This is a genomic window from Metabacillus sp. FJAT-52054 (assembly GCF_037201815.1).
Taxonomy (GTDB): Bacteria; Bacillota; Bacilli; order Bacillales; family Bacillaceae; genus Metabacillus_B; species Metabacillus_B sediminis.
The window spans coordinates 1500018-1521833 of the sequence record NZ_CP147407.1; the positions used below are offsets into that span (position 1 = coordinate 1500018).

21 protein-coding genes are annotated in these 21816 nt (G+C 42.0%); 18 read left to right on the top strand and 3 right to left on the bottom strand.

Annotated elements, in window-relative coordinates; translation table 11 throughout:
- Positions 1–30 precede the first annotated feature (30 nt).
- From WCV65_RS07960 to WCV65_RS07975, 4 genes are all read left to right on the top strand, one after another.
- Complete coding sequence (locus WCV65_RS07960) at positions 31–396, top strand: PilZ domain-containing protein (RefSeq protein WP_035406965.1); 366 nt, start codon at positions 31–33, stop codon at positions 394–396.
- 89 nt (positions 397–485) lie between these two features.
- Positions 486–704 (top strand): DUF1659 domain-containing protein, encoded by a 219-nt coding sequence (locus WCV65_RS07965; protein WP_035406968.1) that lies wholly within the window; start codon positions 486–488, stop codon positions 702–704.
- A gap of 17 nt (positions 705–721) precedes the next feature.
- A complete protein-coding gene (locus tag WCV65_RS07970) occupies positions 722–940 on the top strand; it encodes a DUF2922 domain-containing protein (protein ID WP_035406972.1) in 219 nt (72 codons plus the stop codon).
- A 53-nt stretch (positions 941–993) separates the two neighbouring features.
- Positions 994–1188, top strand: coding sequence for a YvrJ family protein (locus tag WCV65_RS07975; RefSeq protein WP_338781419.1), 195 nt, complete (start codon positions 994–996; stop codon positions 1186–1188).
- 43 nt (positions 1189–1231) lie between these two features.
- Here WCV65_RS07975 and WCV65_RS07980 read toward each other — a convergent pair whose 3' ends face one another.
- On the bottom strand, positions 1232–4396 hold the full coding sequence (locus WCV65_RS07980; protein ID WP_338781421.1) for an efflux RND transporter permease subunit: 3165 nt from the start codon (positions 4394–4396) through the stop codon (positions 1232–1234).
- 142 nt (positions 4397–4538) lie between these two features.
- Positions 4539–4754, bottom strand: a complete 216-nt coding sequence (locus tag WCV65_RS07985; protein WP_035406982.1) for a hypothetical protein — start codon at positions 4752–4754, stop codon at positions 4539–4541.
- A 115-nt stretch (positions 4755–4869) separates the two neighbouring features.
- Between WCV65_RS07985 and WCV65_RS07990 the strand changes: the two genes are divergently transcribed.
- The 13 genes from WCV65_RS07990 (at position 4870) to WCV65_RS08050 (ending at position 18329) form a co-directional block, all read left to right on the top strand.
- Positions 4870–5079: a hypothetical protein gene (locus WCV65_RS07990; protein ID WP_035406986.1), complete on the top strand. Its 210-nt coding sequence runs from the start codon at positions 4870–4872 to the stop codon at positions 5077–5079.
- 90 nt (positions 5080–5169) lie between these two features.
- Positions 5170–5412, top strand: coding sequence for a hypothetical protein (locus WCV65_RS07995; RefSeq protein WP_035407134.1), 243 nt, complete (start codon positions 5170–5172; stop codon positions 5410–5412).
- A 924-nt stretch (positions 5413–6336) separates the two neighbouring features.
- Complete coding sequence (locus tag WCV65_RS08000) at positions 6337–7401, top strand: Gfo/Idh/MocA family oxidoreductase (protein WP_338781425.1); 1065 nt, start codon at positions 6337–6339, stop codon at positions 7399–7401.
- Positions 7402–7446: 45 nt separating this feature from the next.
- A complete protein-coding gene (locus WCV65_RS08005) occupies positions 7447–7857 on the top strand; it encodes a hypothetical protein (protein WP_035406991.1) in 411 nt (136 codons plus the stop codon).
- A gap of 118 nt (positions 7858–7975) precedes the next feature.
- Positions 7976–8821 (top strand): transcription antiterminator, encoded by an 846-nt coding sequence (locus WCV65_RS08010; RefSeq protein WP_035406994.1) that lies wholly within the window; start codon positions 7976–7978, stop codon positions 8819–8821.
- A gap of 237 nt (positions 8822–9058) precedes the next feature.
- Complete coding sequence (gene ptsG, locus WCV65_RS08015; protein ID WP_035406997.1) at positions 9059–11158, top strand: glucose-specific PTS transporter subunit IIBC; 2100 nt, start codon at positions 9059–9061, stop codon at positions 11156–11158.
- Positions 11159–11260: 102 nt separating this feature from the next.
- Entirely contained in the window at positions 11261–11527 is a 267-nt protein-coding gene (locus WCV65_RS08020) for a phosphocarrier protein HPr (RefSeq protein WP_035407000.1), read from the top strand.
- The gene (gene ptsP, locus WCV65_RS08025; RefSeq protein ID WP_035407003.1) at positions 11527–13245 is read left to right on the top strand and encodes a phosphoenolpyruvate--protein phosphotransferase; all 1719 of its coding nucleotides are present in this window, start codon (positions 11527–11529) and stop codon (positions 13243–13245) included. The genes WCV65_RS08020 and ptsP overlap by 1 nt, the downstream gene beginning before the upstream one ends.
- A gap of 213 nt (positions 13246–13458) precedes the next feature.
- Positions 13459–15003, top strand: coding sequence for an ATP-binding protein (locus tag WCV65_RS08030; RefSeq protein ID WP_035407005.1), 1545 nt, complete (start codon positions 13459–13461; stop codon positions 15001–15003).
- A gap of 112 nt (positions 15004–15115) precedes the next feature.
- On the top strand, positions 15116–15361 hold the full coding sequence (locus WCV65_RS08035) for a transcriptional regulator SplA domain-containing protein (protein WP_035407008.1): 246 nt from the start codon (positions 15116–15118) through the stop codon (positions 15359–15361).
- A gap of 28 nt (positions 15362–15389) precedes the next feature.
- Positions 15390–16418: a spore photoproduct lyase gene (splB, locus tag WCV65_RS08040; RefSeq protein WP_338781433.1), complete on the top strand. Its 1029-nt coding sequence runs from the start codon at positions 15390–15392 to the stop codon at positions 16416–16418.
- 217 nt (positions 16419–16635) lie between these two features.
- A complete protein-coding gene (locus tag WCV65_RS08045) occupies positions 16636–17421 on the top strand; it encodes an SDR family oxidoreductase (RefSeq protein ID WP_338781435.1) in 786 nt (261 codons plus the stop codon).
- A 29-nt stretch (positions 17422–17450) separates the two neighbouring features.
- Positions 17451–18329 carry an NAD(P)-dependent oxidoreductase gene (locus WCV65_RS08050; RefSeq protein ID WP_338781437.1) on the top strand — a complete coding sequence of 293 codons (879 nt, stop codon included), beginning with the start codon at positions 17451–17453 and terminating at the stop codon, positions 18327–18329.
- Between the two features lie 46 nt (positions 18330–18375).
- On the opposite strand, the gene WCV65_RS08055 is transcribed toward WCV65_RS08050, so the two are convergent.
- Positions 18376–19263, bottom strand: coding sequence for a CAP domain-containing protein (locus WCV65_RS08055; protein WP_338781439.1), 888 nt, complete (start codon positions 19261–19263; stop codon positions 18376–18378).
- A 382-nt stretch (positions 19264–19645) separates the two neighbouring features.
- Between WCV65_RS08055 and WCV65_RS08060 the strand changes: the two genes are divergently transcribed.
- Complete coding sequence (locus tag WCV65_RS08060; RefSeq protein WP_338781441.1) at positions 19646–21814, top strand: penicillin-binding protein 2; 2169 nt, start codon at positions 19646–19648, stop codon at positions 21812–21814.
- Positions 21815–21816: the final 2 nt, after the last annotated feature.

Consider the following 21816-nt stretch of genomic DNA (forward strand, 5'->3'; position numbering starts at 1 on the left):
AGATGAATTGCAAGAAAGGGGACTTTTCTCATGCGCTACAATCGTTCTGAATCATTCCGTTTTGTATTCTCAGATCCTATTGATGCCTCATTTTCTATTACTGAAAAAGCGGGTGAGGAAATCAACACGAAACCAGGTGAAGCTGTTATTATGGACATCAGCCCATCGGGACTGAAGCTTATCTCACATCTGGAGCTGCCGATGGAGGAACCGATAATTTTACATATCTCCTTTAAGATTAGAGATGAGGAAATTGAACTGAAGGGAGAGCCGATGTGGAAAAAGCCAACCGGTTCAGGATTTCAGTATGGAATCAGAAGTCTCAATGATCAGATTCTAAAAAACAGGATTGTTAAAGAGTTAAAAGAATACGCACAAACCAAACCTAAAAATTAACCGGAACAGGCTTTTTTATAAAAGCTTGTTTTTTTTCGCTACTTTTTCATTCCTCCGCTGTATTGCTATAACGAAAGGGGGTGAGAAACATGGCACAAGCAGTACTTATCGACAGACAGCTGCGTCTTGTATATGACCTCGGTCTTAATATGGAAGGCAAGCAGGTTTTTAAGTCAAAGACGTACAGTAATGTAAAACCTGCAGCTGATCCAGAACAGCTGTTGGCAACAGCAGTTATTCTTTCCGGACTGCAGAAATACCCGCTTTTCGCAGCAGAACGGATGGATACAAATGAAATTCAAAACTAAGAATTGGAGTGTTGTAAATGGCAAAGACGCTTGAACTGCAATTTGTGAACGAGCAGGGCAAAACCGTTACCATCAGTGTAGACGCGCCAAAAGATTCATTAACAAAGGATGAAATTGCTGAAGCGATGGACGGGTTGATGGCAGCAAATGTCTTCATTTCCGGAGGCGGAAATCTGACATCGAAAAAAGGGGCAAGAACGGTTGACCGAACGGTTACCGAAATGGAAATAAAATAACTGAAACAGGGGGCTGACATTGTCAGTCCCCTGTTTCGAAAGGAGGAAGCCTGATGGAACAATGGCTTCAGTTTATTGGGGATACGGGATTTCCAATTGTCGTAACCATGTATTTGATGCATAGGATTGAAGGCAAGCTTGATGTGTTAATCCAAACCATTCAAATGCTTCCGGTGCGTATGCAGGAGGAAAACAGGGAATCTGGAGATCGGCTGGGCAGAATCCATTTAAGTGAAAAAGTGCAATGAAAAAAGCCCGGTCTCATATTGAGACCGGGCTTTAAATCAGTTATTATACTTCAGCGGACATGCTGTTTCTTTTACGTTCCTTTTTGGCTTGTTTAATGAAAAATAACTCGTAAACAACTGGTACGATAATAAGAGTAAGCAATGTTGATGAAGTTAATCCGCCAATTACTGTGATGGCAAGACCCTTAGAAATCAAGGTTCCGGAAGAAGTCGTGAATGCTAAAGGCAAAAGTGCCGCAATCGTTGCAAAGGCCGTCATCAGTATTGGACGCAAACGTGTTTTACCGGCTTCAATAAGCGCTTCGCGAATAACAAGCCCTTTTTGTTCACGGTTTTGTCCAATTCGGTCTACCATAACAATGGCATTCGTCGTCACGATTCCAATTAGCATAAGCAGGCCGATCATAACACTGACACTAAGCGGTTCTTTCGCTAAATATAAGCCTAAGAGAGACCCGACCGGTACAAAAATCAAGGAAGAAAGAATGACGAATGGGATACGCGCCTGACCGAATGTAATCAGCATTGTAATATATACAAGCCCGATTGCAACGGCCATTGCCAGCCCAAGCTGCTGGAATGTCTGAACCGTTTCATCGCTTCCTCCGCCTCCTTCAAAAGATACTCCCTTAGGAAGATCAACATCGCTTTTTACCCCTTCAATGACAGAGGAAGAGACTTCTGCTATATTATCTGATGTAATTTGCGCACTAACCTGAGCGTACACTTTACCATCTAATCGCTGAATGGAAGTATAAGCGTCCGTTTCTTTCACGTCAGCCACATCAGAAAGCTTAATAGGACCCTTTTGACTGAAAATCACAGTATCTTTCAGCTTATCAACCGATGTAACATCTTCACCATAACTTAATTCAACGCTCCGTTCCTTTCCGTCCAACTTCAAATCCCCGACATCGACCGGTTTGGTCTGATCAGAAACGGTGCCAAGCACTTGGAAGCCTGAAACGCCATATTCATCAGCCTTTTCAGGTTTGATTGTTACAACAGCCTGCTTTTGTTTATCAGCAAAGTTGTTGGAAACATATTTCAGATCTTTGTTTTTATTTAAGTAGTCCTCTACTTTTTTCGCAGCATCTGATAAAGCATTTAAATCATTGGAATAAAGATCAATATTTACATTGTTATTGGAAGGCGGGCCGCCGCTGCTTTGCTCCTGAATGCCAAGCTTAGCTTCGGGTGCCTGCACCTCTGCGATATTTTCCATCTTTTTCTGTAAATCTTTAATATACTCTGAAACCTCTGTTCCGTCTTTCAAGGTAATAAAGTAACTGGCTTTATTCTCCCTCTTTAAGCCGGTAGTGAAATCACGGCTTCCGACTCCTGCGGTGATTTCTTCAATCGCTTCTTCTTTATCGAACATTTTTTCAAGCTCAAGCGAGACTTCGTTTGTCTTATCCAGAGTAGTGGAAGACGGCAGTTCAATACTAGCTACCAATGTTTTTTGTTCTTCGTTTGGAATGAAGGTAAAGCCAAGCCCGCTTACTAGGAACACAGATCCAAATAGCAGGAGAAGGGAAAGACCGATTACAGTGATTTTGTGATTAAGAGACCATTCAATCACGCCGGCATAAAACTTTTGAAGCGGTCCTTCTTTTTCTTCCTTAGGTACTTTTTTAAATGAAAACCTTGCTAGGATCGGTACGATGGTAACCGATACAAGAAGGGATGTGATCAGTGAAAAGATAATCGTTAGTGCAAAAGGAAGGAAGAATTCTCCAGTAATGCCTCCGACAAACCCGAGCGGCAGGAATACGACAACCGTGGTAATGGTTGAAGATGTGATAGCCTTCAATATTTCTTTTGTGGAGTCCTCAATTAGTTCATTAGTTACACCTGTATTTGTTTTCCTTACTCGTCTGAATACATTCTCGATTACAACGATGCTGTCATCGACAACCCGGCCTACTGCAACTGCCATTCCGCCAAGCGTCATGATATTCAATGAGATATCAAGCTGATTTAAGAAAATGGATGTTACTAGCAGTGAAAGAGGGATGGATACTATCGCAATAATCGTTGCCCGGAAATTCCGCAGGAAAACCAATACAGCAAGCGATGCAAACAAAGCTCCAAGCAGACCTTCGCGAATCAGCGTCTCTACGGATTTCTCAATTCCTTCAGCCTGATCAAATCCGATGGAATAATCAAGCTCATCATTGTATTTCTCAAGGGTTTTGATTACTTCGTCTGCAACCTCAACCGTGTTGGCATCCTGTTTCTTTGTTATCGCCATTGATAAAGAATCTTTTAGATTATATCTTGTCAGCTCCGGACGGTCGGTTACAGTTTCAATCTTTGCAATGTCTTTTAATTTAACCGGTTCCTGCTGAGCTTGCTGTGCTGAACCAGCAGCTGCAGAAGGCGCATCTCCTTGAGGAGGACCCGCTGGTGATTGGGTGCTTGGAGCTTGCTGGCCTTGTGATGCTCCCTCTTGAGGAGCTGATGGGGCAGAAGCTGCTGTGGTGAGCTGCAGCTCTTTTAATGTATTTACTTCATTTAAGCCTTCTTGAACCCTGATTGGAATTTCGGTATCTTTTTCAACCACGTTTCCAGCAGGGAAAGATAAGTATTTTTCGTTAATTTTGTCTTTTATTTGTGAAAGAGAAAGTCCGCTTTTTTCAGCCTTTTCCTTATCAACTGTTATTCGGACAACTTCTTCCTTCAATCCTCCGACCGATACACTATTGATTCCGGAAATTTTATTAAGCTCTGGAATCACATCGTCCTGAAGGAGTTTTTCAATATCGGCATCCTCTTTTGTGAAAAGGGATATGTTGAAGATAGGGAAGGTTCCAAATGAAAAACGGTTGACTTTCGTCTCGGCTGTATCAGGCAGATTTGCTTCACCAATTAAGGTGTTGATTTGATCTTCTACCTTGTCAATGTCCGTATTAAACGGGAATTCCAGATTTATAATTCCGACACTTTCATAAGAAGAACTTGTGATGCTTTTAACACCATCAATGCCTTTAAATTCATCTTCAAGCTTGGATGTTACCTGTTCGCTGACATCGTCAGGAGATGCACCGGGATACACAGCTTCGACCGATACTTGAGGAAATTCAATGTTCGGCAGGAGATCTACCTTAAGCTGTGTAAAGCTGTATAGCCCTCCAAGAATCAGGAGAAAGGAAATAATAAAAACAGCTACCGCATTTTTAAGGCTAAATTTTGTTAAAAAATTCATGGCTACACCTCTTTGTTTTAGTTATACAAAAGTTATACAAGATTTACTATACTCCCTTTTTCGTGAAATTGCATCTATAAAACGTAAATTATTTGTGACGAAATTGTAATCATGGCCCCATTCAATTCAAAGCCCTCCTGAATCAGCTGGAGTAATCCGAGGAGGTGAAACTTGCGGCTAATATCTGATCCACACGAAATGTCCGCATTTTTCCTCTAAGCAGACATCTTGCAATGATTGATGTGGCAGTTTTCTTCATAATAATGATGTTTCTCTGGCTGATTTCACCTTTCTTTGAAAGATAAATCACTTGTATAGGTTTTTGATGATCCATGCTTTCCCTGAATAAATAGCCCATTTTTTACCCTCCATTGAGTTCATTAAATACATTATATGCGAACATGTGTACTTAATGCTATTATAATAGAACGCATGTTCTTAAAAGTATACGGTATTTCTGGAGGGAAATGGATATGAGACATTACATTATGTACACATATGTTATACAAGGCGAGAGGTTTATGAAGATTATGGATTTCCAGGAAGGACGTATTATAGAGGTTTCTGTTGCAGAATGGGAAGAGGGAGGGCTGTATTATGAATTAGCAATGGACCTGGAAGGGTTTAAGAGGAAAATTAATGAAGGCCACTATGATTATTACCCGCCAAAAACAAAAAAATGAAGGAGGGGGGAGGGGCGGTATCGAATTACTTAATCAATAGAGAAATGACTTTTTACTGCAGGGCATACACTTTACAAAGGGGTGTTGGCAATGTCGGAAAAGGAACAAATCCAGGAAGTTCATAAGCTGTCGCAGGATATCTTAAGAACACTTTTAAAGGATGGGTATGAGGGAGATAACAGGGGATTAAGGAAAGCAGTTGAGCTTTTGTCGAGATCAGTTGGGGACTTGTCGGTCATGCATGATAAAAGAGATGTTTGCCACGAGGATCTATTGAAAGGGACACTGGCTAAGGTGCGAATATCCTATAATGCAATACAAAACAATCAATAGACATCGAGTGAATCCGTTTCTAATTTTAGAAACGGATTTATTTAGGCTTGTGCCAGTGCCCGCAAAATGAAGGCGGACTTCCTTCCGTATCTATTGGCTGGTCACGATTGTCATTGGGCTCCCCTTGTAAAATGTGGGCTATAGGACTTATTTTGCCAAACGTGTGTTCTGTTTTGGGCTGGTTATGTGCTATAATGGACTTGCAGCAGGTTGCCCGGATAACGGGAGAATCCCCTTGCGGAAGGGGGGTGAGGTGGCATGACCATTTATGAGAGTCTGATTTTGATGCTCACGTTTGGTTCTGTGGTTATCGCGATTCTTTCTTTTCCGAGAAAAAAATAACCTTCTCAAAAAGAGAAGGCTAACACACTGAGTAATTCTGCTGTGGCTGTATTAGATGTTGGCGCATCTAATCAGCCTTATACCGGTTTTCAATCCATTTAAAGTATATCACACTTTCTAACCTGACTATCCTTCTTTTTCATTTACATAAAGGAATAATTTAGAAATGAAATCTGGGTATTAATGAATATTATCAGCGGGCAGACCATTTAGATATATTTTCCGGGGCCGGCATAAAGCCGGTCCCATAGAAGAAAGGTTTGAAAAAACAGAGTAAAAAGAAGAGGCAGAGGAAGGTGAATCCATCCTCTGCCTTTTTATGTAGCTTTATTTTTGCTGTTTATTTTCTTTTTTTGCATTCATTTCTTTGCTGAATTCAGTATCAGCTTTTTGGTTTTGCTGGTTTTTCTGTTCTTTACTTTCATTCTGGTTGTTGTTAGTCATTTTTTATCCTCCTTTGCTTAAAAAGTTACGTAAGGGGTATTAAATCATCACGTACGCATCCTATTTTTTCCTTTTCTTATCATTCTATACATGGATTTAAGTTGAAAATCCGCATTTACTTAAAGGAGGGGCTTATAAATGGAAAAGATCCGATCAGGATTAGTTGGATATGGATTATCAGGCCAGGTTTTTCATGCGCCATTTTTGCATGTAAACCCTCGGTTTGATTTATCAATGGTGATGGAGCGGTCTAAAAATCTTGCTAAAAAAAACTATCCTTATACGGAAAGAGTGACTTCATATGAGGAAATAATTGAGGATGACTCGATCGAACTGGTGATTATTACAACGCCTAATAAACATCATTATGAAATGGTTGAGCTGGCGCTATTAAAAGGGAAACATGTTCTCGTAGAAAAACCCTTCACCATTTCTTCCTCAGAAGGCTATAAACTATCCAGGCTTGCAAAGGAACAAAAGAAGGTTCTGGCTGTGTATCACAACCGCAGGTGGGATGGAGACTTTCTTACAGTTAGAGCGCTGCTTCAGCAGGGGATGCTTGGAAAACCTGCCGCTTATGAAGCTCATTTCGATCGGTTCGAAAAGAATGTAAGCTCCGGTGCCTGGCGGGAAAAGAATCATCCTGGATCAGGCATTGTATATGATTTGGGCTCTCATTTAATTGATCAAGCTCTCTCACTTTTCGGAGTTCCAATAGAAATAAGTGCAGACATTGACATTCAGAGAGAAGGCGGTGCCGCAGATGATGCTTTTGCCATCAGGCTTTACTATCCGGAACTGACTGCCGTCCTTAAATCAGGGATGCTTGTCAGGGAGCCGGGGCCTCGCTTTCAAGTTCATGGGAGCAATGGTTCGTATGTAAAATACGGAATTGACCCCCAGGAAGAAAGACTGGGTGCAGGAATGATGCCCGATGATGATGGAATCGGCATAGAGGAAGAAGAAATGTGGGGAATATTAAACACTGATATAAACGGGCTCCATTATAAAGGGAAGATTGAAACGCTTCCAGGACAATACATGTCATTTTATGACGGCCTTTACCGATCAATCCGGGAAGGGGAGGCAGCACCTGTTCAGGCTGAGGATGCTGCAGATGTGATCAAAATCATCGAATGCGCTAAAATCAGCGCGGCAGAAAAAAGGACCGTTTCTTTTTCTGAACAGCAGGCTGCTGAATAGATATATGATGGTTATGCCACTCTAGTAAAAAGAGGAGTGAGTATAATGAAAAAACGTTATATAGCCGCGGCATTCGCCCTGCTGATTTCATCAGGATGCAAGGAGGATGATCAGGCATCTCCAAGAACTTTTTTAATTCCTGAAGGGTATACCGGCTGGGTGAAAATCGAATACGACAGCACAGTAAAAGCTTCTACTTCCCAAAATGAAGGGGAAGTCCTGAAGGCAGATTCCAAAGGACTAATTAAAACGCGCGGCAGCAACATTCATGAAGGATGGGCTGAAAGCGACTATTTCTATGTGAATGAAAAAGGGGAAAAAAAGAAATTGAATCCGGATCAAATGATTCATGGGAACTCCAGCGGAAGAGAGTCAAATGAAAGAACCGAACAATATTTTTTTATTGGAACGAAAGAAGAGTTTCAGAAAAATCAATACAAACCTGAACACCCTTAATGGCTCCTTTTTGATTCTTACTCTTAATTTCAACAATATCCGACAATATTCGTTGACGTCAGGCTTAAACACCTGTACGATATGAAGGGTTATAGCATGAAAAGGAGCTGGGTAGGTCGTGAGTACGCCCTTTATCGTTAAGAAAGTCCTTAATAATAATGTGCTGATTGCTGATCACCTGGAGTTTCATGAGGTTGTCCTTATAGGCAGGGGAATTGGTTTTGGCAGATCTAAAGGCGATCAAATTGAAGAACATTCCTATGAAAAAATGTTTGTGCTCAAAAATGAAAAGGAACAGGAACAATATAAAATGCTTCTTCCTTATATTGATGAAGAGGTTATTGCCGTCATTCATGAAGTGATTCAGCATATTGAGGCCAGGCTGGATCAGCCGCTGAATGAACACATTCATATTGGCCTGACAGACCACATCTCTTTCGCACTGAAAAGAAAAAAGCAGGGGATGGATCTGAAAAATCCTTTCATGATTGAAACAAAAACATTGTATCCTCTGGAGTATGAGCTTGCCAAAGAAGCGGTTGATATGATTGAGAAGCGCTTGAATGTCAGTCTCCCTGAAGGAGAAGTAGGATTTATTGTTCTTCATATTCATGGTGCCATTACAGATAAGCCTTTACGTGAAGTGAACCAATCTTCACAGCTGATCGCCCTTTTAACAGGAATTATCGAGGACTCTTTAAAAATCCAAATTGATCGCGAAAGCATCAATTATTTAAGGCTTGTCCGGCATATTCGTTTTACAATTGACCGGGTACAGGCAGGAGAAAAACTCGAAGAACCAGAAAAAATGGCAGACCTGTTGAAAAACGAATATCCTCTATGCTATAATACTGCTTGGAAATTAGTAAAAGTGATGCAGCAAACGCTTAAAAAGCCTGTATATAATGCAGAAGCAGTATACCTGACCATGCATTTATACCGTCTATCCAATAAAATAACGTAACCGGTATCAGCGTGTAACTGATTCGATCAGGCATGAGTGATCAAGGCTTAGGTTTTCCGGCTTCCTGTTTTGGGAATGGTTTATTCGGGGAATCTTCACACCTTGTTTCACCATGCCTTTTTTATTTGTTTTTTAGCGATTTTTGCTAACGGCTAATAAGAAAACGGTTGCAACATGCATTTATAGGATTTTTTTGCGTCTGCACGCACAAAATAGGGTCAAGGAGGATTGAATCGAATGTTCAAAAATTTATTTGGCGTTTTGCAGAAAATCGGTAAAGCACTTATGCTTCCGGTAGCGATTTTGCCAGCGGCAGGAATATTGCTTGCCTTTGGTAACGCGATGCAAAACCCTCAGCTAACAGCAAAAATACCTGCATTAACAAATGAAACCTTTACATTAATCGCAAAGGTGATGGAATCCTCAGGGGACATCGTCTTTTCAAATCTCCCGCTTCTTTTTGCAGTAGGGGTAGCGATAGGACTCGCTAAAGGTGATGGTGTTGCGGGAATCGCGGCAATCATCGGTTACCTGGTCATGAACGCGACAATGAGCGCCGTTCTTACTCAAACTGGACAGCTTCCAACAGATGCTGTTGAGTTGGCGAACTTCTTCAAGGCTGGTCATCCTGAATATGCCAAAGTCCTTGGGATGGCAACACTTCAGACCGGGGTATTCGGCGGGATTATAATAGGTGTTCTTGCGGCTTCCATGTACAACCGTTTTTATAATATTGAGCTTCCTCAGTATCTTGGGTTCTTCGCAGGAAAGCGCTTTGTTCCAATTGTAACCGCTGTTTCTGCTTTAATTATCGGATTGATCATGCTATTTGTATGGCCTCCGGTTCAAACTGGCCTAAACGCATTCTCAACAGGATTGCTTGATGCAAATCCAACTCTTGCGGCATTCGTATTTGGTTTGATTGAACGTTCTTTAATTCCGTTCGGTCTTCATCACATTTTCTACGCACCGTTCTGGTTTGAATTTGGTAACTATACGAATCAGGCAGGAGAGCTTGTACGCGGTGATCAGCGTATTTTCATGGCACAAATTAAAGACGGCGCTGAATTGACAGCTGGTACATTTATGACTGGTAAGTTCCCGTTCATGATGTTCGGACTTCCTGCAGCGGCTCTTGCCATTTATCACGAAGCACGTCCTGAAAACAAAAAGCTTGTTGCAGGTATCATGGGTTCTGCAGCATTAACTTCCTTCTTAACAGGGATTACAGAACCCCTTGAGTTTAGCTTCCTGTTTGTTGCACCAATACTTTTTGGTATCCATGCAGTGTTTGCAGGCCTTTCCTTTATGGTTATGCAATTGCTTAATGTTAAAATTGGTATGACATTCTCCGGTGGGGTTATCGACTATGTCCTATTCGGTATTCTTCCAAACCGGACAGACTGGTGGCTTGTTATTCCGGTAGGACTTGTCCTGGCTGTTGTTTATTACTTCGGCTTCCGCTTTGCGATTCGCAAGTTCAATCTGGGAACTCCTGGCCGTGAAGAAGTCAAAGCTGAAGAAGGCGGCGACAGCGCACAAGCTGGAGAAGGAGATCTTCCTTACGAAATTCTTCAAGCTCTTGGAGGACAGGAAAACATTAAGGATCTTGATGCATGTATCACCAGACTTCGTGTGCAAGTTCAAGATGTGAAAGCTGTTAAAAAAGACCGTCTGAAAAACCTTGGAGCATCAGGTGTCCTTGAAGTCGGTAACAACATTCAGGCTATTTTTGGACCTAAATCCGATAACCTTAAAGGACAGATTCAAGATGTCATTGCGGGGAAACGTCCTCGTCCGCAGCAGCCTGTTAATGTGAAAGAGGAAATAGAACAGCAAATCGAAGAAGTGAATCCAGAAGCTCTTCAAAATCACTTTGATTCTGAGCATTTTGTTTCTCCGATTCACGGCCGTATTCACCCGATTACAGAGGTGCCTGATCAAGTGTTCTCTGGAAAAATGATGGGTGACGGATTTGCCATCGAGCCAATTGAAGGTACAGTCGTATCTCCGGTAGATGGAAAAATCCTGAACATCTTCCCTACGAAGCATGCGATTGGAATTCTTTCCGACAGCGGCCATGAAATATTAATTCACGTAGGAATTGACACGGTTAGCCTGAAAGGTGAAGGTTTCGAGTCGTTCATCTCTGAAGGAGACCGAGTGAAAAAAGGACAAAAACTTCTTGAAGTCAATCTAGAATTCATAAAAGCTAATGCACCATCTACGATTACTCCGATTGTCTTCACGAATCTTAAGGACGGAGAAACACTTGAGCTTCTGGAAACAGGCGAAGTGAAAATTGAACAGAAAAACATTGTGAAAATTACAAAATAATTTGCATCGTACCGTCTCACTTGTCAGATGATGAGCGGGACTGGTAAGATAACATATTGTGAACAATTAAAAATACGCATAATGATAAAGGAGAAGATTAACATGGCTGAAAAAACATTTAAAGTAACTGCGGAATCCGGAATTCATGCACGTCCTGCAACAGTATTGGTACAAACGGCTAGCCGTTTTGATGCAGATATTAACCTTGAATACAACGGTAAAACAGTAAACCTTAAATCCATTATGGGTGTTATGTCACTTGGTATTGCAAAGGATTCTGAAATCAAAATCACTGCAAGCGGTTCTGATGAAAGCGAAGCGATTTCTGCTCTTGAAGAAACAATGAAAAACGAAGGGCTAGGAGAATAATGCTCGAGCTTAAAGGTATCGGAGCTTCTGCCGGTATTGCGATTGCGAAAGCGTATCGCCTTGAAGAACCAGAGCTTACTGTTTCCAAAACAACAGTTGCGGATCAGGATGCAGAGATTCGCCGGTTTGAAGAAGCTATTCAAAAATCAAAATCAGAGCTTGAAAAAATTAAAGACCATGCTTTTAAAGAACTTGGAAAAGACAAAGCAGAAATTTTTGCTGCTCACTTGCTTGTACTAAGCGATCCTGAGCTCTTAAATCCAGTCAAAGATAAAATCAGCAGTGATGCTTCCAATGCTGAATTTGCAATGAAAGAAACGGCTGACATGTTTGTCAGCATGTTTGAATCAATGGACAATGAATACATGAAGGAACGTGCGGCAGATATCCGTGACGTGACGAAGCGTGTCATTGCTCATCTGATTGGCGTAGAGCTTCCTAATCCATCTCTAATTTCAGAAGAGGTTGTCATTATAGCTGAAGATTTAACTCCTTCTGATACAGCTCAGTTAAACCGCCAATATGTACTAGGTTTCACTACTGATATCGGTGGCCGTACCTCTCACTCAGCCATTATGGCCCGTTCCATGGAAATTCCGGCTGTTGTTGGAACGAAAGAAGCGACAGCGAAAATTCAGAATGGAACAATGGTTATTGTAGATGGGCTTAGCGGTGATGTGATCATTGATCCATCTGCAGAAACGATTGCTGCTTATGAAGAAAAGAAGCAGCAGCACGAAGCTCAAAAAGCCGAGTGGGCGAAGCTTGTTAACGAGCCGACCGTCTCTAAAGACGGACAGCACGTTGAGCTTGCAGCAAACATTGGTACTCCTAAAGATGTTAAAGGCGTAATTGAAAACGGCGGAGAAGCAGTTGGACTTTACCGTACTGAATTCCTTTACATGGGCCGCGATCAGCTTCCTACAGAGGACGAGCAGTTCGAAGCTTACAAGGCTGTTCTAACCAATATGGAAGGCAAGCCTGTTGTCGTTCGTACACTTGATATCGGAGGAGACAAGGAGCTTCCTTACCTTCACCTTCCGAAGGAGATGAATCCATTCCTTGGCTTCCGTGCAATCCGTCTTTGCCTGGAAGAGCAGGACATTTTCAGAACACAGCTTCGCGCATTGCTTCGTGCAAGTGTTTACGGAAACCTGCGCATCATGTTCCCTATGATTGCCACTCTTGATGAGTTTAGGCAGGCAAAAGCTGTTCTTCTTGAAGAAAAAGCAGCGCTGCAATCTAAAGGTACAGTAGTTTCTGAGAATATTGAAATCGGAATAATGGTTGAAATTCCATCCACAGCTGTGATGGCAGATGTGTTTGCTAAGGAAGTAGACTTCTTCAGCATCGGAACGAATGACCTTGTGCAATATACAATGGCTGCGGACCGGATGAACGAACGGGTATCCTACCTTTATCAGCCATACAATCCTGCTATCCTGCGCTTGATCACACTTGTAATTGAAGCGGCGCATAAAGAGGGCAAATGGGTTGGAATGTGCGGAGAAATGGCTGGAGATCCAATTGCGATTCCGATTCTTCTCGGACTGGGACTGGACGAGTTCTCCATGAGTGCTACTTCCATTCTTCCGGCAAGAACACAGATCCTTAATCTTTCCAAAGAAGAAGCTGCTTCCCATAAAGAGCAGATCCTTGGAATGCAAACGACGCAAGAGGTTATTGATTTCGTAAAGAAAACATTTGACGTAAAATAAGATTGCTTAAAGGACAGGCGAAAGCCTGTCTTTTTTTGCATATTTTTGTAGAAAAATGGGCTATTGGATAGAATTTACTGATATAATGGCTGTAATCAAATACATATGAACGGGATTATAGATACGCTTCTCATTCCATCCTCATATATTTGAAGGGTGAAAAAGGGATGACAGGTCTGGCTGCGATTAATCTCATGAAGAAGAGGTTTTATAATGGATAACAAGCAGTTAATAATAAAAAGGAACCACTTTTTAATTAGGTTGCTGTGTCTTTTTTACATTTTGGACCTTGGATTTATTTACGTAATTGATGGGGTTCGGGATTACTGGCACTTATGCCTTTTTTTTGGAGTTCCGTTTATTCTCCTATTTATTACCGAAAAAAAGATGAATCCTGTGTGGCAGATGTACGCGCTGATTGCTCTTTTATACAGTTATTTATTTATGCTGAATGTGACGGTTCCATCCTTTGTTAACATCATGTTTCTAGTTTTGCCTATATTGGTTAGCACAATTTACCAGGATGGCAGAATCCTGATTTCATCCGGTCTTTTCACAGCAGCTGCTCAATTGTATTTCTTCTATGCAGATTATAATGCTCTTATGCTGAGTGTAACAAATAAAGAAATTGCGTATTATCTGCTTTTCACGATTCTGGTTCTTTTTTTCCAGCTGTACTATCTTCAATTCTTAGGAAAGCTTTGGAAACAGGTGAATGAGCAAAAGGATGCAATGGCTGTAACTCTTGAATCAACGAAGGCACAGCTGGAACTGCTTTTTTCCCAAAGTAAAGATGCAATTGCTTTGCTTGATACTGAATATAAGGTAACGGCTGTGAATCCGGCATTTGAAAAGTTATATCAAATGGCGGAAGATGATCTGAAAGGCAAGATCTATCCGCACGGTGAATATGCATTCCTTCATGATTTTACATACGAAAGATTGGAAAGCCGGATCAGCCGCACGGACCGTACCGGGGATGGCAGACTCGTAGAAGTGGAAGTGGCTGTTTCACCTATTTACGGAGACAAGGGAGCATTAATAGCCCATTCAGAAATTATCCGCGATGTGACGGAGAGAAGAACAGAGGAGCTCATGCTCATACAGGCTGAAAAGCTTAAAGTAGCGGGTGAAATGGCGGCAGGTGTTGCACATGAAATTAGAAACCCGTTGACGGTTCTGCAGGGTTTTCTGCAAATGCTTCAGGAAAATGCACCTGCCGATTACCCGTATACGGAAATCATGCTTGCGGAACTCAAACGTTTGAATGAAATTGTCAGTGAGTTTCTTATCCTTTCAAAACCTCAATCCGTAACCCGTAAATTATTTAATTTGAGGGATGTCCTTAATGAAACGATTACTTTTTTTGGTTCTGAAATGGCTCTTAATAACATTGTAATTGAGATTAGCGAAATTCAGTCGTTTTCGATAAATGGAGATGGAAATCAAATTAAGCAGGTTCTGATTAATCTTTTGAAAAATGCGAGTGATGCAATGCCAAACGGAGGAACCATTAATGTTTCTTTGATAAAAACAGAGGATCGAAAGGTAACTTTAATCATTCATGACAGCGGAAAAGGGATCCCGTCAAACGTTTTAAAGAAAATTAAAGAACCTTTCTTTACGACAAAAGAAAAAGGAACAGGACTCGGTCTTGTTATTACTGAAAAAATAATGAATCAGCATGGCGGCTCAATGGAAATTGAGAGTGAGGAAGGAAAAGGGACAAAAGTAAAACTTCATCTGCCGCTGCCTTAAAAGGAATTGACTCTAATTGGTCAGTTCCTTTTTTTTACGGATCCATCATAATATTGGATCAATCCGCAAAGATTAAAACAGAAGACGAAGAGCAAAGGAGCTGACAGAAGCGATGGACAGACAGCAGCCAAAAGCGGGAGATACTGTCTATGTTATTTATCGGAATCCCCATACCGCGAATGTAGCCGTCATAAAAGAGGCTGAAGTGGTGCAGCATCCGGAAGATGAAAATGATGTTGCATTGTTTTTATATGAGACGTATCACGAGCTGCTTCCGGATGATGCGGTTTTCTCTTCCTATGAAGAAGCGGAGCAGCTATATAATGAGCTGTTTAATCATAACCAATACGAAGGCTGAGTGAACGTCAATAAAGGAGGAAACCATCATGGTTAAACCGTTTGTTCCGCAGCTTGTATACATAGAGCCCAGGGCTCTTGAATATCCGCTCGGAGTAGAATTGAAAGAGAAATTTGAAAAAATGGGACTGGAAATCCGGGAAACAACCTCTCATAACCAGGTTAGAAACATTCCCGGGAAGAATCATCTTCAGCAATACCGCAATGCAAAATCAACCCTCGTTGTCGGAGTGAGGAAGACCCTGAAATTTGATACTTCCAAGCCCTCTGCAGAATATGCCATCCCGCTTGCAACAGGGTGTATGGGACATTGCCATTATTGTTATTTGCAAACAACAATGGGGAGCAAGCCTTATATAAGAACGTACGTAAATGTAGAAGAGATCTTGGATCAGGCAAATGAATACATGATAGAAAGAGCACCTGATATTACCCGATTTGAAGCATCCTGTACCTCTGACATTGTTGGCGTAGACCATCTGACCCACTCTTTAAAAAGGGCAATTGAATACTTTGGCCAGAGTGAACTGGGGCAATTGAGGTTTGTTACTAAATTTCATCACGTTGATCATCTCCTTGATGCAAATCATAATGGGAGAACCCGTTTTCGTTTCAGCATAAACGCGGATTATGTAATTAAGAATTTTGAACCCGGCACTTCTCCACTTGACCAAAGAATAGAGGCAGCTGTAAAGGTGGCAAGAGCGGGCTATCCGCTTGGATTTATTGTAGCACCTATATATATACATGAAGGATGGCAGGAGGGGTATAAGCAGCTTTTTGTAAAGCTCCATGAATCCCTTCCTAAGGATGCCGTACACGATATCACCTTTGAAATGATCCAGCACCGTTTTACAAAGCCTGCAAAACGGGTAATTGAAAAAAACTATCCGAAAACAAAGCTCGAGATGAGCGAAGAGGAACGGCGTTATAAGTGGGGCCGGTATGGTATAGGGAAATATATTTATCAAAAGGACGAGGAGCAAGAACTAAGGGATACGCTCGAAGATTATATTGAACAATATTTTCCTCAAGCAAAAATTGAATATTTTACGTGAATAGACAGCTTAAATGGCTGTCCTTTTTTTCTGGATGCCCGGAAATTATCAGGAGCTGCTTAGGTGTGATAAAATTGGGTTATTAGAAGGTTTTTTGCAAAAGTTTGCTGGATATGAACATAACCTGGCTGGATGAGCTGTCTGGAACGGGTTTCACCACTATTCACCATCAGCAAACTTGTAAATGATACCTAATTAAAATCAAGGAGTGGTAAAAATGGATTTAAATTTGCAGCACAAAACTGCTCTTGTCATTGCCTCGAGCCAGGGTCTTGGAAAAGCTGTTGCGAAAAAACTTGCTCAAGAAGGCGCGAACGTTGTCATAACCGGCCGAAACGCTGAGAAGATTGAGAAAGTTCAACAGGAGCTTGCCTACATTGGAGATGGCCGGATTATCAGTAAACAATGTGATATTACCAATCCTGAACAAATTAAAGAACTGGTAAAACATACGGTAGATGAGTTTGGGGAGATTGATGTGCTTGTTAATAATGCAGGCGGACCCCCAGCTGGATCCTTTGAACAAATGACAGATGAAAACTGGTATGAAGCATTTGAACTGAATCTTCTCAGCTATGTTCGGGTCATTCGCGAAGTACTTCCTTTTATGAAAGAAAATGGCGGAAGAATTGTCAATATTGCTTCCTCCTCTGTAAAAGAACCGATCACAGGATTATTGCTCTCCAATACATTCAGACTGGGCATTGTCGGATTAACAAAGACCCTTGCACAGGAATATGCTTCCCACAATATTCTGATCAACACGCTAGCTCCCGGCAGGATAGCGACAGACCGGGTAGCCTATCTTGATGAAGCCTCAGCTGAAAGGCAGGGAATTACGGCTGAGGAAATGACGGAAAAAAATAAAGCGATGATTCCTTTAGGAAGATACGGAGAACCGGAGGAATTTGCAAACTATGCGGTGTTCCTGCTGTCTGCCGCCAATACATATGTAACGGGACAAACCCTGCTGGTTGATGGCGGTATGGTAAAATCCGTTTAATAACATGTTCTAAAAGAGAGGAAGAGACGATGACTGAAACGGTTGCATTTATTGGTACAGGTGTAATGGGGAAAAATATGGCGGGTCATTTAATGGATAAAGGCTATAAGCTGACCGTTTATACAAGAACAAAAGAGAAGGCGGAAGAGCTTCTTAATGAAGGGGCAATTTGGGCAGAGACAATAGAAGAGGCCGTGAGAGATGCTGATTTTGTTATAACGATGGTTGGCTACCCACATGATGTGGAGAATATCTACCTTGGGGAAAACGGAATTGTTCAATCAGCCAAAAAAGGAGCGCATCTGATTGATATGACCACTTCCAAGCCTTCTTTAGCAAAAACAATTGCTGCTGCAGCCTACGAAAAAGGGCTGTATGCTATGGATGCCCCCGTATCCGGAGGAGATGTGGGAGCGAAAGAAGCAAGACTTGCGATTATGGCTGGCGGAGATAAACAAGCTTTTGAAAAATGTCTGCCTCTTTTTGAAGCAATGGGGAACAATATTGTGTATCAGGGGGATGCAGGATCAGGGCAGCATACAAAGATGAGCAACCAGATTGCGATTGCTGCCGGAATGATTGCGGTTTGCGAAGCTGTTTCATATGCGGAAAAATCAGGACTTGATCCCGAGAATGTATTGAAAAGCATTTCTACAGGGGCAGCTGGAAGCTGGTCTCTCACCAATTTGGCTCCTCGCATGCTTCATGGCAATTTTGAACCTGGATTTTACGTTAAGCATTTTATAAAGGATATGAGAATCGCCAAAGAAGAATCCGAGCTATTTGGAATGAAGTCACCAGGACTTGATCTGGCTCTTTCTCTATATGAGAAGCTTGAAGCACTGGGAGAAGAAAATAGCGGGACACATGCCCTTTATAAGCTTTGGAAACAGGAACATTTAACATAAAAAAGACAGCCGCTTAAAAGCGGCTGTCTATTCATCTCAAACTCTATTATTTACCGATGAACTGCTGAGTCCAGTAGTTGCCTTCTTCAACATGTCCGACACCAATGTGAGTGAATTCAGGATTCATGATGTTTTTGCGGTGTCCTTCACTGTCCATCCAAGCTTGTACAACTTCTTCTGGAGATTTTTGGCCCATAGCGATGTTTTCACCAGCAGTTTGGTACTCAACGCCGAATTTTTTCATCATATCAAACGGAGATCCGTAAGTTGGGCTGTTGTGATCAAAATAGTTGTTCTTTTGCATATCTGCAGATTTTTCTTTTGCTACTTTGCTTAAGTTTTCATCAACTGCAAGCGGTTTAAGACCTTGCTTTTCACGCTCTTTGTTCGTTAGTTCAACAACTTGCTGTTCGAATTCGCTTAGGGCGCCGGATTTAGCTGTTTCTTGCTTAGGCTGCTCAGAAGCTTGTTCTTTTGCAGGTGCTTGCTGCTGTCCTTGAGCCGGAGCCTGGGCTTCTTGCTTAGGCTGAGCTTGCTCACCTTGAACTGGTGCTGCTTCTTGTTTCGGCTGAGCTTGCTCAGGTGCTTGCTTCTGTTCAGGCTGCTGTCCAGCAGGGCATGGCTGACCTTGGCTGTTCTGTGCTTGCTCTTGTCCTTGGCCTTGCTGAGCTTGCTGTCCTTGAGCTGCTTGCGCTTGTTTTCCAAGAAGCTGCTGAACTTGTTCTTGAATTTGTTTTTGGCTGCCGTTGCCTTCAGCTGCTTGCTGAACTTGCTCTGGGCTGATATTGAATTTCTCGCTTAGCTGCGTCACTTTTGCCTGTACGTTCTGTTGAGAAAGCTCCTGTGCGCTTGCTGGGTTACCTCCAGCGAAAGTTGCAAATCCTGCCGCTGCTGCGACTGATATAATGAAAGATTTCTTAGTAGTGTTTTTCATAAGATAAAGCCCTCCTAAAAAATATGTGTTTTTGTTTTTCTGTGCTGCTCTCTTGCACAAACTCATCATAACACGCTAGATTCGTAATATAAGAACCACCGTTTTCCATTGACATGGCACGCTTTGAAACAGTATTTTCCTTTTCTCGCAAACTCTTATTTTATAAGGGATCAGAGAGCTTTCTTTATGTAAGTTAAGGATTTTTTGATAGTGTTTTTCTTCCATAAAATTCAATCGTTTGAAGTTATTTCATTGAATTTAATGTTGACACTAAAAATAGGCCGTTCGACATATGACAACTGTTACGTAAGTGTTACAATAGGAATGTTATTTTACAAAACTGCCCTTTATATAGAGATGAACGATGAAAGGAGTCAATACATTGACTGAGCAAGCTGCTAATTCCTCTGAGAATCGAAAGCTGAAAAGATCCCGCCACTTTCGAATCAACATTTTCTTCTTTGGTGTATTCCTGATATTTACTCTCCTCATTATTCGGCTTGGAGTTATTCAAATCGTAAAAGGGGAAGAGTATACAAAAGAAGTCTCTAGAACAGAAGCCAATATTTCTTCTTATCCCGCCCCGCGCGGTAAAATGTACGACCGGTATGGCCGTGTTGTCGTGGATAACGTTAGTGTACCTGCGATTACCTATACAGTAGAGAAAAGCACGAAGACTGCAGATAAACTGAAGACAGCTAAAAAACTGGCAGAATTTATTGAGGTAGAAGAAAAAGATCTTCAATATACGGCTGAACAAAAAAGCGAACGTGATATCCGTGATTATTGGCTTGCCGCAAATGAGGAAGAAGCTAAAACTCTTTTAACAAAGAAGGATTTGGAGAAAAGCGGCAATGAGCAATATAAGCTGCAGGTAGAACGGGTGCCCTCCAATGAAGTGGACGAGATCCGCAGGAATCCGGAAGAACTCGAAATGGCGGTGCTTTTCAAACGGTTTTCAGCAGGATACCAATATGAACCGCAAGTGATTAAATCACAGGCTCCCCCTAAAGATGAGGCGCCAAGTGCTAAAAATATGCTGACGAACGACGAAATGGCCAGAGTTTCTGAAAACATTGAATCCATGCCTGGAATCAATATCATAACGGACTGGAACCGGAATTATGTTTACGGTGATACACTCGGCAGCATTCTGGGCGGAGTCACGTCTTCCTCACAAGGAATTCTCCAGGAACGGAAGGCGTATTACCAGGCACGGGGTTATGCACGCAACGACCGTGTCGGTAAATCAAGACTGGAATATCAATATGAAGAATACTTAAATCCCCGCAAAGCAAAGGTTGAATACGTAACAGATAAAAACGGGAACACGATTTCCGAAAAAGTAGTCGATCCCGGAAGAAGAGGGCTGGATCTTCAGCTTACCTTTGATGCCGAACTGCAGAAGGAAGCAGAAAAAATCATTGAGGAAGAGCTGAAAAAAGTCGTGGCTGTCAGCCCATATGCTGATCGGGCATTTGCGGTCATGATGGATCCTTACCAAGGCGATATTATCGCGATGGCAGGAAAAGGGTATGACCGCTATAACTCGAAAAAATATTATGATTTTTCCTACGGAGCTTATACAACCCAATATGAAATGGGATCGGCAGTCAAAGGTGCGACAATTTTGGCAGGCTATCAAGAAGGATTGCAGCCTGGAACTTCATTCAATGACAGTGTGCCGATTTTGCTTAAAGGTGCCAAGCCGAAAAAATCGCTTCATCCTAGCGGCTGGGTAGATGACCGTGAAGCTCTTGAAGTAAGTTCCAACGTTTATATGTTCCGGACAGCAATGGAAATTGCCGATATTCCGTATGTACCGAACGGCAAATTTCCGGCTGGACCTGCTGCTTTGCAGAAGTTCAGGAATTTGAATGACCAGTTCGGACTGGGAGTGCCAACAGGCATTGATTTACCGGGAGAGGCACATGGACAGCGTTCCCATCCCGATACAGTTGGGGGATTGCTGCTGGACGTTGCGATTGGCCAGTACGACACGTATACACCTTTACAAATGGCACAATATATTTCTGTTATAGCTAATGGCGGCTACCGTATTGAGCCGAGAGTGGTAAAGTCCATTCATGAGCCGGTCAATGAGAACAAACTTGGTCCGCTCGTTGTTGAAAAAGAACCTGAAATTTTAAATGCCATTAACAACACCCCGAATGAAATCGAACGGATTAAGGCCGGCATGAAGCTTGTTACAAAAGGATCCAGAGGAACAGCGAGAGCTTACTTTAAAGGACTGGATGTAGCAGGAAAAACAGGCACAACCCAATCCTTCTATACAAATATTCAATTGGGGATCAAAGCAAAGCCTGTAAGCAACGTTACCTTTGTCGGATATTACCCGACAGACCATCCTAAGGTTGCATTTAGTGTCACCGTTCCTGGAGTCAGAGAGAAATCATCTGCTACAACTGCCAGCAGAGTCATCGCTGACCGATTAATGAAGGCTTACACTGAGCTTGAAAAGAAATACAAGGGCCAGGAAAATATATCACAGGTTAAAATGGAAGAAAGTAAAGAATCAGAACTGAAATAAAT